The 16,803-nt window shown below is 54.0% G+C and carries 3 protein-coding genes; all 3 read right to left on the bottom strand.

The genetic code is table 11. The features are described from left to right. Window position 1: 1 nt before the first annotated feature. Window positions 2-10,960 (bottom strand): non-ribosomal peptide synthetase, encoded by a 10,959-nt coding sequence (locus DX130_RS13880; RefSeq protein WP_116046362.1) that lies wholly within the window; start codon window positions 10,958-10,960, stop codon window positions 2-4. A gap of 16 nt (window positions 10,961-10,976) precedes the next feature. Beyond that, window positions 10,977-15,509, bottom strand: a complete 4,533-nt coding sequence (locus DX130_RS13885; RefSeq protein ID WP_240644543.1) for a non-ribosomal peptide synthetase — start codon at window positions 15,507-15,509, stop codon at window positions 10,977-10,979. Between the two features lie 221 nt (window positions 15,510-15,730). Then, window positions 15,731-16,771 carry a hypothetical protein gene (locus tag DX130_RS13890; RefSeq protein WP_116046365.1) on the bottom strand — a complete coding sequence of 347 codons (1,041 nt, stop codon included), beginning with the start codon at window positions 16,769-16,771 and terminating at the stop codon, window positions 15,731-15,733. Window positions 16,772-16,803: the final 32 nt, after the last annotated feature.

Here is a 16,803-nt window from a genome sequence, read left to right on the forward strand (position 1 = left end):
GTTAGTCCAACACATCCAGAATAGCCGTTAGATCATCCATAGACAGCTCCTCGTCGCTTATAGGCCTGGCAGCAGCGTCTCCTTGCAGCATGCAATGCTCGATAATCGCTAGCAGCGAGGACCTGTAACAAGCCGCAAGCCGCTGTATCGACTCTTCCATATACCGGCTGGAATCGTAACCGATTTGGAATTGCAGCTGCTTATTCCGCACAGCTCCATTCAGATCAATCTCATGTGTCCTCTTGTTTTGAACCCCGATCATATGTCCCATTGGCAGGGCGGAAGGCTCGAACCAGTCCGAGCGCATATCCTGGTCCAGCTGTCCGAAATAATTAAAGCTGATGCGCGGAGCGAGACTTCCCATACCCTCTTCCGCAGGGGTTCCCCTTGAAGTCAGATACTTCAGAATGCCGTAACCGATTCCCTTGTAAGGGACCTGTCGCAGCATCTCCTTCGTTTCCGGTACCGACCTATGCGGCTCTCCCCCCCGTAAGACGACGGGATAGGCTGCAGTGAACCATCCGACCGTACGCGACACGTCCACGTCCGGTATCCCTAATTCGCGCCCATGCCCTTCCAATTCAATCGCAACCGCCTCTGAACCCGACCAATGGGTGATTGCTGTACCCAAGGCAGCCAGCAGAATATCCTGGACAACCGTGCCATAAGCGTGATGAATCTTCTTCAGCAGCAGGTCCGTCTCTTCTGCTTGAAGTGCAACAGAGACATGTCCCGATTCCCCGCGTTGCAGCTGGTCTGCAACCAGCTCGCCAGGCGAGCCCAGCGTCTGCTTCACTAATCGGTCTACTTTCTCCCAATAATAGGTTTCTCTAGCAAGCCGTCTGCCAGATCCCATCTGCTCAAGCTGCTTCGCCCAGTAACGGTACGAATGTGTCTTGGCCGGGAAATGAATGCGCTCGCCTCTCACTGCCCCTCCATAACCGGCTGCGAAATCATCCAAAATAATTGTCCAGGAAACGAGATCGACAACCAGATGATGAATAATGATGACGAGATGATCGCCGTCATCCGTCTGGAATAAACCCAATCGCACAAGCGGGCCGCCCACCAGATCGAAGCTCGCCTGCCATTCATTCACGGCTGCTTCCATTCGCTCATGCTGCCAGCCCAGTCCCTTGTAATCACAGATACTCAGCGTATAGCCTTGCGCATCGGCTGCCCGGCTCCATTGCGTCACTTTTCCATCCGCCCGTGAATAAGTCATGCGCAGCGCATCGTGATGCTCGGTCATACGCTGGAACACGGCAGCTACCTTATCCGGATCAAACCCTTGCTTGCCGCGCAGAACCATCGACTGATTCCAATGCGCCTCCTGCGCGAAGCCATGCCGGAAGAACCAATGCTGAATAGGAGTAAGCGGCACTTCGCCTGTAACTGCCTGCTGATCCATATCCCCATCAGAGGCTCTAACATGACCTGCCAGCTCACGGATGACAGGACGGAGGAAAATATCTCTGACCTCCAGCTTGAAGCCCATTGTTTTCAACCGGGACGAAATTTGGATAGCCTTGATGGAGTCTCCTCCCAATTCAAAAAAGTTTTCATTCGTTTGAATGCCCTCTAGTCCCAGCACGTTCTCCCACACGGAAATCAATAGTCGCTCCTCTTCAGTCAAGTCAGCCGCTGATGGTGAAGACGCTCTGCTAATGTTCGGACTTGGCAACGCTTGATGATCCACCTTGCCGTTTGGCGTCATCGGAATTCGGTCCAGCCTCGTTAAATGAGCAGGAACCATGTAGTAGGGCAGCTCACTGGACAGATAACGCTTCACTTCCTCTTCGGAAAGCAGCTCTGCCGAAACATAATAGGCGCAGAGAATTCGGTTCTCCCCTTCTTCTCTGACACTCACAGCCGCGTTCCGAATAGTAGAATAGCTTAATAGAGCCTGTACAATCTCACCCGTTTCTATCCGGTGTCCCCTTATCTTGAGCTGTTCATCCAATCGGGCGAAAAACTCCAATTCCCCTTTCTCGTTCCACCTGGCCAGGTCACCTGTTCGATATAGCCGCTCCCCCTCCAGATAAAGATGGGAACCGAATTTTTCTTCCGTTAATTCGGAGAGACGATGATAACCTCTGGCAAGTCCCGCTCCGCTTACACACAGTTGCCCGATCACGCCGATTGGCGCTAGTCGGTCGTATGCATCCAGCAGATAGACGCGTGTATTGGCAATCGGCTTGCCGATCGACATCTTCACAGACGTCGGATCAATAGGCGCGAAGGTGGTGACGACGCTATTTTCCGTTGGTCCGTATTCGTTGTAGCATTTGATCCCTGTCCCGGCAAAACGGGCAATCAGTCCGGGACGAGCAGCTTCTCCGCCAAGCACAACCGTGTCCAGGGAGATCCGGCTCAAATCAAGATCATGCAGCATAGCCTCGAATAAGCTTGGCGTCGCGGTTATATGGGTGATGCCCTCTTGCCTGATATGCAGTTGAATTGAGTCTTGATTACGTGATTGCTCCTGTGACAGCAGCACTACCTTGCCACCCGATAGCAGCGGTGCGAACAGCTCTGCGGCAAAGGCATCGAATGCCACTGACAGTAGCGGCAGCACCGCGCTGTCTATGCCAAATGCATAGCTGCGTATTCTCCACCATACCGTATTGACGATACCGCGATGCTCGACCATGACGCCTTTCGGCTTTCCTGTCGTACCCGACGTGTAGATCACGTAAGCAAGATCGCTTGGACCGCATGTATCCCCTATTTCCTCATATAAATCGGTCATCACGCTTGTATCATCGGATACGGCTTCTACCGCAGCAGCCTGCAGATAGGCCACATCATCATTCCAGCTGGACGCCTCATAGATCGCATCCCCGTTTTCGCCCTTCTCATGAAGTTCTAGCAGTCTGCAGGCAGCGGGCAACATAGCCTTCGCTTCATGTCCGCTTCGGGCCAATAACAAGCTGGCCCCGGAATTCTCCAATATATAGCGAATTCGCCCTGCCGGATAATCAGGATCGATCGGCACATAAGCGGCCCCTGCCTTCAAGATGGCAAGGAATGAGACAATCAAGTCTGCCGAGCGCTCTGCAAGCACGCCGACCGTCGCTCCTCTGCGCACACCCTGCCGCCTAAGCTCCCATGAAAGCCGGCTGGATCGCGCATTCAGCTCCTCGTAGCTGATCCGTTCCGACCCGAAGACAATTGCCGTACGCGAAGGCGTTCGGGTGACTTGCTCTTCGAACAAGGCATGCAGCGTTTTCCCCCTTGGATAGGGGGCTTCTGTCGCGTTGAACCCTTCTAACAGCAGCATTCTTTCCTCTTCACTCAGCACTTCCAAATCCTTCAGCTTGGCGTATGGGCTTTGCGCTGCCGATGCCAGCAGCTGCAAGAGATGGCCGCTCCAGCGCTCTATCGTCGTCCGTTCGAACAGCGCCGTGCTGTATTCCAGTGCAAATCGGATTTCGCCCTCCGCTTCCCAAGCTTCCAGCGTAAGATCCGCCTTCGCCGCCTTCATCTCTACCGGATACGGCTTAACTTTCAAGCCCCCAAGCCGGTAAGGCGGCAGCTCCATGTTCTGCACGACCAGCATGACGTCATACAGCGCATGACGGCTCATGTCCCGCTGCGGCTGCACCTGCTCCACCAGCTTCTCAAACGGGTATTGCTGATGCTCATAGGCCTCCAGCGTATTGCGCTTCACCTTCTCCACAAAGGAGCGGAATGTCTGCTCCGGCTCTTGCGTGTTGCGCAGCGCAAGCGTATGAACGAACATGCCGATCAAACCTTCCGTCTCTGGCGCATCCCGGCCTGCGGCCGGCGTGCCGACGACGATATCCGTCTGCCCCGTGTAACGCGACAACAACACGTTGTACGCTGCGAGCAGCAGCATATGCAGTGTCGCCCCCGTCTCCTCCGCCAGCCGCTTCAGCTTGCCGCCCAGCTCCGTTCCCGAGCCGAACGCAATCCGGTCGCCCGCGAAGCTGCGGATAAGAGGCCTTGGCTTGTCCGTCGGCAGCTCCAGCACCGGCAGCTCCCCGGAGAATTGCGACAGCCAGTACTGCTCCTGCGCCTTCATCGCTTCGCTGGCGAGCAACTCCTGCTGCCAGACTGCATAATCCTTGTACTGAACGCGCGGCTTCTCCCGCTCCGGCCCGCCATCATACAACTGCATCAGCTCTTCGGCCCAGATGCCCATCGAGACGCCGTCGGCAATACTGTGATGCATATCCGTCAGAAGCAGGCTTCGCGCAGGCCCCAGATGAACGAGCGCAACCCGCACAAGCGGCGCTTGCGACAAGTCGAACGGCCGCAGAAATAATCGGATATGCTCCTCCTCGCTCCGTCCATCGCCGTCCATCTCCTCCAGCACCAGCTCAGCATCCTCCTGGATCACCTGAACCGGCTCTCCTTCCTGCATGACCAGTGCTGTGCGCAGGATATCATGACGCCGGACAAGCGCCACAAGTGCCTTCGACAGCCGCTCGCTTTCTACCGCCCCTTCCAGCATTAGAGCGCTAGGGATGTTGTATAAAAAGCTTTCTTGTTCCAGCTGGCTGATTACGAAAATCCGTTTCTGCGCCGACGATTGCGGATAATAAGGCCTTGGCTGCGCCGATAAGATTGCCTTCCGTTCCCCGCTCTCCACTTGATCCAAATAGTGAGCCAATTCTCTGATGGTAGGCTTCCTGAACAACTCCTGCAAAGGAATCGTTTTGCGGAACACAGCTTGTATACGCGTTATCGCGTTCATCGCTTTTAGTGAATGGCCGCCGAGCTCGAAGAAATGATCCTCTATGCCAATCTGCTTCAAGCCCAGCACGTCGCGCCAAATACGGCACAGCTGCTCTTCTGTCTCGTTTCCAGGCGGCTCGTAAACATCATCCTGCTCGGCAGCATCCTCCGGCATTGGCAGCGCCTTTTGATCGACCTTGCCATTAGAGGTCAGCGGAATACGGTCCATTCGCACGTAATAGCCCGGCAACATATACTCCGGCAGTTTTTGCGCTAAGCTCCGCCTCCATGCTCCTTTGGGCATCGTCTCTTCCGCCTCATAATAGACACAGAGCGATTGCTGCCCCGATGCATCCCGGATGGCGATGACTGCTGCTCCGCGAATGCCCGGCTCCCGCTGCACTTGCGCCGCCACCTCGCCCAGCTCAATCCGGTGTCCCCGGATTTTCACCTGATCGTCTATCCGCCCTCTGTATTCCAGCGTCCCGTCCGCCAGCCATCTGGCCAGATCGCCCGTCCGGTACATCCGCTCGCCGGGCCGGTACGGATCGGGGAAGAATCGTTCGGCCGTCAGCTCTGCCCGGTTCAGATAACCTCTTGCGACCCCTTCGCCCGCTATATACAGCTCGCCTGCCGTCCCGATTGGAGCCAGCCCGCCATTCTCTGGTGACCGTACATACGCGCGCAGGGTCGGCAGCGGCTTTCCGATTGGGCTGGCGGTCCCTTCCATGTCCGCCTCCTCCAGCTCTCGGTAAGTGACATGGACTGTCGTCTCTGTAATGCCGTACATGTTCACCAGCTTGATACCCGGATAGCTTTCTCGCCACGGCTTCAATCGGGACGGAGTCAGCGCCTCGCCGCCGAAGATGACGTATCTCAGCGCCAGCTTCCTCGCCGCAGATTCGCTCATCGCCTGGATAAGCGGATAGAACGCTGTCGGCGTCTGGTTCAGCACCGTAATGCCCTCTCGTTCAAGCAGCTCCGCCATCGCTTGCGGGTCCTGCGCTACCGGCTTCGGCACGATATGCAAACTTCCTCCGTAGAGCAAAGCTCCGTACATCTCCCAGACTGAGAAGTCAAAGCAATAGGAGTGGAACATCGTCCAGCGGTCCGTATCGCCAAAGTCGAAGCGATTGCCGCTGTTCATCAGCAGACGCACCACATTCCGGTGCTCAATCATGACGCCCTTCGGCTTGCCTGTCGTACCCGATGTATAGATCACATAAGCGAGATCCTCCGAACAAGATAATCGGCGCTCATCGACGTCCAAGCATGCCTTCCGTTCTACCGATCGGCCATCCTCCCGCAGCTCCAATATGTTCATCCCGATGGGCAGCACCTGCGTCAGATCATGACTGCTTCGTGCAAGCAGCAAGCTGGCTCCGCTATCTTCCAGGATGTAGCGAATCCGCTCCTCCGGATAATCCGGATCGATCGGCACGTATGCGCCTCCCGCCTCCAAGATTGCCAGCAGTCCGACGATCATTCCGACCGAACGATCCGTCAGTACACATACCAGCGTTCCCTTTGTTACCCCGTACTCTCGGAGTTCCGCTGCAAGGCTGACTACCCGGTGATGCAGCTCCGTATAAGTGAGCTTGTCTTCACCGTGCACCACCGCAATATGGCCTGGCGTCCGTAACGCCTGTTCCTCGAATAAAGCATGCAGCGTTTTCTCCCTCGGATAGGATGCCTCCGTCGCGTTGAACCCCTCCAGCAGCAGCATTCTTTCCTCTTCACTCAGCACTTCCAGATCCATCAGCTTGGCGTCTGGGCTCTGCGCTGCCGATGCCAGCATCTGCAAGAGATGGCCGCTCCAGCGTTCCATCGTCGTCCGCTCGAACAGCGCCGTGCTGTATTCCAGCGTAAACCGAATTTCACCCTCCGCTTCCCACGCCTCCAGCGTCAGATCCGCCTTAGCCACCTTCATCTCCACCGGATACGGCGTGACTTTCAAGCCCCCAAGCCGGTAAGGCGGCAGCTCCATGTTCTGCACAACCAGCATGACGTCATACAGCGCATGACGGCTCATGTCCCGCTGTGGCTGCACCCGCTCTACCAGCTTCTCGAACGGGTAATGCTGATGCTCATAAGCCTCCAGCGCATGGCGCTTCACCTTCTCCACGAAGGCGCGGAATGTCTGCTCTGGCTCTTGCTTATTGCGCAACGCCAGCGTATGAACGAACATGCCGATCAAACCTTCCGTCTCTGGCGCATCCCGGCCTGCGACCGGCGTGCCGACGACGATGTCCGTCTGTCCCGTGTACCGCGACAGCAGCACGTTGTACGCTGCGAGCAGCAGCATATGCAGCGTCGCACCCGTCTCCTCCGCCAGCCGCTTCAGCTTGCCGCCCAGCTCTGCTCCCGAGCTGAACGTAATCCGGTCGCCCGCGAAACTGCGGAGAGGCGGCCTTGGCTTGTCCGTCGGCAGCTCCAGCACCGGCAGCTCCCCGGCGAACTGCGACAGCCAGTACCGCTCCTGCGCCTGCATCGCTTCGCCGGCAAGCTGCTCCTGCTGCCAGATCGCATAATCCTTGTACTGAATGCGCGGCTTGGCCCGCTCCGGCCCGCCGTCGTACTGCTGCATCAGCTCCTCCGCCCAGATGCCCATCGAGACCCCGTCGGCAATGCTGTGATGCATGTCCGTCAGCAGCAGGCTGCGCGCCTGCCCCAAATGGACGAGCGCGACCCGCACAAGCGGCGCCTGCGACAAGTCGAACGGCCGCAGAAATAACCGGATATGCTCCTCTTCGCTTCGCCCTTCGCCAGCGATCTCCTCCAGCACCAGCTCTGCTTCCTCCTGGATCACCTGTACCGGCTCCCCTTCCTGCATAACCAGCGCCGTACGCAGAATGTCATGACGCCGGACAAGCGCCGCAAGCGCCTTCGACAGCCGTTCGCTCTCAACTGTCCCTTCCAGCAGCAAAGCGCTAGGAATGTTGTACACCGTCGAATTCTCCTGCATTCCGCTTAATACATAGATCCGGTTCTGCGAAGAGGTTGCAGGGTAATAAGCCTGCTTCGGCGCTTCGCGAATGGATGGACTGGCAGACTCTCCCCTTCTTGCTGATTCGTTCATTCCCTCTGATGCCGGGAATCGTTCCTGTAATGCCTCATTCATATAAGAAGCTAACTTCCGAATGGTCTCATGCTCGAACAAAGCCGAGATTGGTACTGTACGATTCATGATTTGATGGATACGGCTTATGACACGCATAGCTTTAAGCGAATGTCCTCCGCAATCAAAAAAATGATCGTCAATGCCAATCGACTCGCTCCCGAGCACATCCTGCCATATGTGTACAAGGCTCTTCTCTGTCTCATTCGTCGGAGGAACATAGTCGACTAGCCTCTCCTCATGTTCTGCGGGCTTCGGAAGCGCTCGCTTGTCGATTTTGCCGTTCAGAGTCACGGGTATGCTATCCATTCGTATGAAGTAAGCCGGAATCATAGGTTCAAGCAACGTACGGGATAACCCGACTCTCCAATCGCTGACTGGAATCGGAGCTTCCGACTTGTAATAAGCACAAAGAGACCGCTCGCCGGATGCATCTGAATAGGCTTGCACTGTGGCAGCGCTGACACCCTCCACATGCAGCACCGCGCGCTCTACCTCGCTTAGCTCAATGCGGAATCCGCGTATTTTCACCTGATCGTCCATTCGGCCCAGGTACTCCAGCGTGCCATCCGGCAGCCAGCGGGCAAGATCGCCCGTCCGGTACATGCGAGCGCCCCCCACAAACGGATCGGGAGAAAAACGCTGCTCTGTCAGATCCGGGCGATTCATATACCCTCTTGCTACACTATCGCCAGCGATCCATAGCTCTCCGGGTACACCGGCTGGACGCTGCTTGTAATCCGTATCCATTATATAGGCGCGCGTATTATGGATAGGTTTTCCTATCGGCGGCAATTCGGAGATGTCCTGCTTCGGTTCAAGCGTAAGCATCGTCACCACATGCGTCTCCGAAGGACCGTAATGATTATGCAGCCGTACGCCGTTATGCCTAAGCCACTGCCGAAGCTGCCTTCCAACAATGAGCTGTTCTCCTGCTGCCACGATATGTTCAATACAGACAGGAAGCAGGTCCAGCACTCCGCTGTCTTGCCCTGCAAACTTCACAAGCGACGAGGGAAGGAACAGCACTCCGATCTCTTCCCGCTGCACCATCGCAAACAAGCTTGGCAAATCCTTTTTCATCGAATCCGGCACAATATGCAGTTCTCCGCCTGCGGCAAGCGCCGAAAATATTTCCTGATAGCATACATCGAAGCTGTTTGCCGCATATTGAGTCACTTTACCGCTAAAGTCGATTCCCGAAAGATCGTTCTGGGACTGCAGCAGATTGAGCATGGTCCGATGCTCCAGCATTACGCCCTTCGGCTGCCCCGTCGTTCCCGACGTATAGATGACATTAAACAGCTCGAAAGCGGAACGTTCTTCCTCCTTCCAATCATCCCATTCCACAAGTTCAACTAGATGCGCGCCGGCATCAGGAACACGAATGATGGTTCGATCGTTCAGGACCGGCATCGATTCTGGCTGACGATTCGATACAAGCACGAAGCTGCATCCGGAATCCTCCAGCATATGGCGAATGCGCTCCTGTGGAAGATTCGCTTCAATCGGAAGAAACGCGCCTCCGGCTTTCAGCGCAGCTATAATACTGATAACAAATTCAATAGAACGATCCATCATGATGCCCGCGACACTGCCGGGCTGCATGCCTTGACGGCGCAATTCCGCAGCCAATACCGATGCACGCCGGATCAGTTCATTGTAAGTAATGCGGCGATCGCCCTGGACGACAGCGGTCAACTCGGGAGCAAGCAGAGCCCGTGCCTCAACTTGACCATGCACGGTACTTCTTGGTTCTATTGGCGAAAGGACACCTTGAAATTCGGATAATCTCGTCCTGTCATTTGCCGTAAGCAGGTCCAGCTCTTCTACCTTGATAGATGGATTCAATATGATCTGCTTGGCCGTATGAAGCCAATGCTCCCCCACCAATACCATCATTGCAGGATCATAGACATTGGAGTTAAAGGTCAATTGAATCGATGTCTCTTCCTCTGCACGCACCATGACGTGCAAATCGTAATGGGTCTGTTCGAATACGTCCATGCCGGAGATTCGGAACCCCGTCTCATCCGGATCTCCGGATAGCGCGTCCATATCTAACGGATAGTTTTGAAAGATAAACAGATGGTCAATCAAGCTTTGTCGGGAGCCCGTGCGCTGCTGAATGTCCGCCAGAGACACATGATGATGATTTTGCGATCCGCTAAGCTGCCCATGAACAGAAGCGGCCAACTCATAGAATGACATTCCAGGCTCGCTCTTCATTCGGACTGGGATGGTATTAATAAAGAGTCCTACCATCTGCTCGATACCCTCAATCTCCGGCGGCCTGCCGGAGACGACTGTACCGAACACAACATCGTCAGTCCCGGCATACCGTTGCAGCAGCAATCCCCATAATGCTTGCATGACATGGTTGACTGTTACGCGATGCCGCATTGCCGTTTCCTTTAAAGCGGCTGTGACCTCCCGATCCCATGTAAGTGAAATCCGTTCCTGCCGATAAGTTCCTTCTTGTTTCATCCGTCTGGGTAGTGTCGCTTGTTGCCCGTAGCCGCTTAAGGTCCTCTCCCAATAGTCTAGTGATTCCGACACGGGCCGCTTGCCCAGCCATTTGATATATTCGCTGAAAGAATAGGATCGTTCGATCGACTGAGGCTGTAGCATTCGCTGCCTGCGGTAATGGCCGAACAGGTCGCCAAGCACAAGCTGCACGCACCAACCGTCCATTAGAATATGATGATGGCTTAAGAGAAGCCGATAGTCACTTTCCCCGGTACGAATCAACGCTGCCCGAATCAACACATCGCTGGACAGGTCGAAGCCCCGAAGCCGATCCCTCTCTTGATAGTCCTTTACGTACTCGTCCGCTGCCGGAAGGGGTAGATGCGACACGTCCTCATAGGCCAAGCCGCAAATCCGCTTATGCATGACCACCTGCAGCGGCTGCTCCAATCCTTGATGCAAAAAAACAGTTCGAAACATATCATATTTCTCTACCAATGCCTGAAAACTTAATTGAAGCCTGTCCAAACTTATGGAACCCGCTAGTGATAGGGTCATTTGCTCAAAATAAGCCAGTGACTGCCTATCCCTTAAATAATGATAAAAAATCCCTTTCTGCATCGGAGTCAAATGGTACATGTCCTTCACATTATCTCGACTCAGTTCCATCGATTCACATCACATCCTATTTGAAAATTCCGCCTTGCTCAAGCATAAGAAAAGCCTGTTCCATATCTCTTGAGGTCAATCCTATTGCGGAGAAATCACTTGGCGTATGCACGCTCTCCTCCAAGCCCAGACAGTGATGAAGAACTTGCTTCAGCATAGAATGGAAGCTCTCTGCCAATCTCTCCATGTCCTCCACATCGTGCAGCTTGCGATTATAGCCAATCTCAAATTTCAATCGTTGGTCCACGACCATCCCGATTACTTCAATGGGTTCGGTACGCCTGTTGTCGCCGCCTATCGCGGTCCCTGTACTATAGGAAGAGGGCTGGAATCTGTCGCTGCGGAATTCCTGGTCGAACTGCCCCAAGTAATTGAAGCCAATCGTCGGCTGTGCCGCTAATGAGCTCCTCACAGCCTGCTCCTTGGCTAAGTAACGAAGTGCACTATACCCGACTCCCTTGTTAGGCACGCTGCGCAGCATCTCTTTGGTTGCTCGAATTTGGCCCGATACGTCATCCATCGCGTAAGCTTCGAGCCGAATGGGATAGATGGAGGTGAACCAGCCTACCGTCCTAGATACGTCCGCATGGCGCCCTATATACTCGCGCCCATGGCCTTCCATCAGAACAATCCGCTCCCGTATGCCCTTCCATGCTCTAAGCGCCAGACCAAGCGCTGACAGCACCAGCTCCACTGCTTCCGTCCGGTATGCCTGATTCGCCCCTCGCAGCAGCAGCCCCGTATCCTCTTCTGACAAACGGACCTCCAGCCTGCATGCATCCTTCTGCCAATCATCCCTCAGCGGCTGAATAAGCGGCCTTTCCTCTCTGCACCCTCTGGCTATCTCCTCCCAATAGGGCAGTTCCCTATGCAGCTCACTGCTATAGGCATAGTCTTGAAGCCAAGATGCCCATTGCTGGAACGAGAGTGTCTTGGCAGGCAGTTCCAAGGGCTTGCCTTGCAGCGCCTGCTCGTATCCCTCGATAAAGTCCTCGATCAGAATGCGCCATGATACCCCGTCCATGATCAGATGGTGAACCACCAGCAGCAGATGATCCCCTTCATCCGTCTGGAAGATTGCGGCATGGACAAGCGGTCCCTGGGCCAGACTCAATGATCTTTGCAGCCGATCTGCCCCCTGCTCTATCCATGCCGAGAAGTCACGTCTTCCTCTCAGATCCATGACCGTCAGCTCGAATGCTTCTGAGTCGGGACTTCGGCTTACTTGCCGCCCGTCATAGGCGCCGCTGTCCGGATAGACCATTCTTAACGAATCATGATGTTCGGCCAGTTTTTTCAACACACTCCTTGCTAGCTCGGGCTCCAGAGCTTCCTTGCTAGCGAACATAAAGGACTGGTTCCAGTGGTGAATGTCATGGAATCGCTTCTCAAAAAACCATCTCTGGATCGGCGACAACGGAACCTCCCCGACAACCGGCCTTTGATCGGCCCATGCGGCCACTGGCTTCACGTAAGAGGCTGCGGCGGCAATCGTTGGATATTGGAGCATATCCTTCATCTCCAGCTTGTAGCCTGCCCGGTGCAGGCGGGACGCAATCTGCATGCCTTTAATGGAATCCCCGCCCCACTCAAAGAAGTGGTGCTCCACTCCGATTCCCTCGACTCCCAGCACTTCGCTCCAAATTCGGGCAAGGTGCTTCTCGACCTCCGTTACCGGCTCCCGGTAGATACGGCCGCTCTCCTGGCTGTCCTTTGAAGGCGCGGGCAACTGCTTCAGAGCGATCTTCCCGTTAGGGGACAGCGGGAACTGATCCAGAATCAGGATGAATGCTGGCAGCATATAGCTGGGCAGCGATTCCGCCAAGCGACTTCTGATTGCTTGTTCTCCTATCGGCTCAGTCAGTCTCACATAGGCGCATAGCTGACGCTGACCACCCGCCTCGGGCGCGGTCACGATCGCCTCCTGTATCTCTGCTATATCGAGCAATCTGCTCTGGATCGCCTGCAGCTCAATCCGGTATCCCCTGATTTTCACCTGATCGTCTTCTCTTCCTATATACTCAAGGTTTCCATCGGGCAGCCACCTGGCGAGGTCACCCGTCTTGTACATCCTCTCTCCGCGGCGAAACGGCGAAGGGACAAACTTCTCTTCCGTCAGATCGCGGCGAGCCTGATAGCCTCGTGCAAGCCCCGGACCTTCTAGAGCAACTTCGCCAACAGCACCCATCGGCAGCCGTTGGCCATCCTGATCGAGAATACGTACAATCACATTGGTTATCGGCTTGCCGATTGGGAGGAGGTCATCAGCTTTTAGATGACGATAGAACGTGGAGACCACACTGTTCTCCGTCGGACCGTATTCATTGGTTAACTCAAGACTGGGATACAATTGCTTGCTCTTGGCAACGAGTGAGGAAGCAAGCTTCTCCCCTGCCAAGGTAACGACCTGCAAGGTCGCCATATCGTCTGGTGTACAGTCTTCCAGCAAGGCGTTATATAAGGAAGGAGTCGTGATGAGGTGTGTGATATGCTCCGCCCGTATCGATTCGCGAATGGACAGTACATCCTTGGCAGCATCCTGCCGTAATACAACGGCAGCCGCGCCTGACAGGAGCGGCGTCCATAAGCTAGCCACAAAGCCGTCAAAGGCATATGAAAACAATTGCAGGGCTCTGGCGTCGGGGGACAGAGCGTATTCCTTAACCCGCCATGTCAGAGCGTTGCAGATCGAGCCATGCTCAATCATGACCCCTTTGGGCTGGCCGGTGGAGCCAGAAGTGTAGATGATATACGCCAAATGTCCGGGAGCGGCCAACTGCGGCGGCTCTGAGGCATCACGGTCATACGCGGAAGCCTCTTCCACCTGGAGGCAGGTCGGGAACCCCTCTGTTATAGAGCCGACATTCGCCGTGTCGGTCAGTAGCACCTGCGGCTCGCATTCCCGCAATATAAAGCGAATGTGCTCGTCCGGATAATCGGGATCGATGGGAACATAGCAGCCCCCTGCTTTCATAACAGCCAACAAAGTGGCAATCATGAGAGGAGATCGGTTCATCAGCACCGCCGCACTCCGGTCGGGAGCCATTGCGTAATGCTTCTTCAACGTCCATGCGAGCTGATTCGCCGTGTCATTCAATCTCCTGTACGTCCATCGCTCATCGCCGCAGATGATCGCTTCGTATTCCGGCGTTAATGCCGCTTGCTTCTCGAACAGTCCGTGAAGGGTCGCCGGTTGGACGCTCGCCGCAGAGGTACCATGAAATCCGGCAATCTGGGCCTCGTCCTGAGGCAGGCAAATGCTCATCGCCTCCAGAAGCATATCCGGGTTATTGAGAGTCTGGTCTACCAGGAATAAAAGCTGATCGTGCAGACGTTCAATATCGCTCTTGGTGAAGAGCTCGGTTTTGTAGTCCACTTCCATGCATAACCGATTTTTGTCTCTATGATGGTTCACTCGGACCACCAGCTCATTCTCTTCTTCGTCGGGGAAAATATGCAAGAGCTCGTATTTGATATGATCTGTCTGATAGAGACCGCTTGCGCGGTATTCCATGGACACCCGGAACATCGGATCATGGTTTGCCGTCAGTCCTCTTACTTCCTGATAAAGAAGATTAAACGGATATTGCTGATGCTTGGCGATATTTTTCTTCTTATCGTCAACACTTTGCATAAAAGCAACAATCGGCATCTGCCGATCCAGGGTCATACGGAACGGAATGGTGCTGACCAGCATGCCAATGATCGACTTCTCTTCATCACGCATGCGATTGGCATAAGGGGTTCCAAGAACGAGATCATTCGTTCTCCATAATTTGGACTGCAGCAGAAACAGGAGTGAAATAAACATAGAGTAGGGAGTAATGCCATTGTCGCTGCAAAACGTGAAGATCGCATCACTCCTCTCGCTCGACAGCAATCTGGTGAAGCGAGCGCTTGTCGTAGAAGCAGAGGATGGGCAGTAGTATGGAACTTGAGGTAGGTCCGAGCATTCCGCCAGCCAAAATTTGCGATCCTGCTGAAACTTGTCCGATCGTTCATAGTCGGCTTCCGCGTCCAGAAAATGACTGTAGGAAGCGCCTCCACCTTCTATGATTTCTCTTCCTTCCATCAATGCCTGGTAGAGTTCAATCCATCGTCTAGCCATTAAATCGAGCGTGTAGCCATCGCATAGCAAATGGTGCATCCGCATAAAAACCATGCATTCCCGATCAGTCAGCTTTATTAAGGTGAATGCGCAAAGATCAGCATGCTCTGCATACAGGGGCTTGCGTGATTGCTCCCGAAGCCACATCTCGATATCGAGCCTGGCACCATCCAGCACAGTCAGTGGCGCGCCGTTGAACGGAACCGCATATTGCTCTGGCTCGTCTTCTCCGCGCTCTGCAATTCGAATGCGCAAGCTCGGCGTCTGCACCATAAAGTGCCGGTAGGTCTCTTCCATTCGGGAATAATCAATGTCGCGATCGGTCTGTGTGAGCCTAAGGGTTGCAGGTACCGTATAGATTGAAGTACCGGGGTGGAGCTTTTCGGTATACCATACTCTCTTCTGTGCATGTGACAAAGGGTATCGTTTCCAATCCAGCATCGAATTCAAGTCCTCGCTTCCTGTTCTTGAATATTCGTTCTGTCAGCTCATGGGGAATGTACGGAGTTAAAAATAAAAATAGCAAAGCCATCATTCTCAGGAATGGTTGCTTTGCTAATGCCTCCAGGCGGAGTGACACGCATAATATAATCTTGCCATTTCACTATACACTTTCCAATTCTTGTTATCAATGTATATATCGCCAGATGATAGACAACTGATTAATCCAACGATTCGATTAACCGTACCAGCGCGTTGCCCTCCCGCTCCTCGATCTCCGATATCAGCGTATCGAACTTCTTCTCGATAAGGGAGAAATCCTCCAGCATAAGCGACTTCAGTTGGGCTTGCTTGATTAGCTCAGTCAGGTGCTTGATTTCTTCATATTCCTTCTTGCTAGCTTCGTATCCGATCGTGCTCAGATGTCCTCTCTCATATAAAACCTCGATACGCTGCAGCATACACTTCTTATGTTCCCAGAGCGCGTACATCGGACGGATATCCCCCCAATATTCTCCTGTTCCATAGTTCTTGCGCAAATACGTGTAGGTTTCCATGCCGTAAGCGAAGTCTCGATACTCGAATTCAATCATCGCAAACTGTCTGCTTATATTCCGGCTGCCCAAGTAGCTCTCCAGAGATTCTTTGATCAGAGGCACATCCAGCCCTTCTCGGCTTTTCCGGGAGTCCGGCATCGGCTGGTACGAATACAAATAGAACACGGTATACCAACGCTCCACAGGACAATCCCGGTATGCCTTTTCGAATTGGTCGAAGGATACCTTCTCCGCTCTGAAGAAAGGCGTATACCCTAGAATATCGAATGATCTTTGCTCTCTGTCGTAGCCAAAAATTAAGGTGTCATGATAAAAATGAGTGGGTTCATGGCCGTATTCCTCATCCTTGGGAAGATGATATTGGTCTAGATGAATGTCAACATAGTAACCCAAATCAATACATTGGATAACAAAATCAACCACATTATCCGTCATGCCATTCAGGAGATCCTTCTTGATCACCTGCGAGAAGAGCCAGGGGTTAATGGGGTAAAAAGTGAAATCCTTGGCGGGACCCATATAAAAATCGAGATGAATGCCATTCCCGGTCTTGAAGTCCTTTTGGCAGCACATATGAATGTAGTTGTTGTGAAACCAGCCTTTGAAGCAATCGTCGGTAGCCAGGATGGACAAGATTTTGGCGTGAGAGGAGTAGCAGACGATTTCGGGCTTAAGATGGATAGGCAGCTGTTTTTTTGTAGACAAGCAATTTCCTCCTATTCGCGGATGACGGATGC

The organism is Paenibacillus paeoniae, assembly GCF_003388735.1.
In the GTDB taxonomy this organism is placed as follows: domain Bacteria; phylum Bacillota; class Bacilli; order Paenibacillales; family Paenibacillaceae; genus Pristimantibacillus; species Pristimantibacillus paeoniae.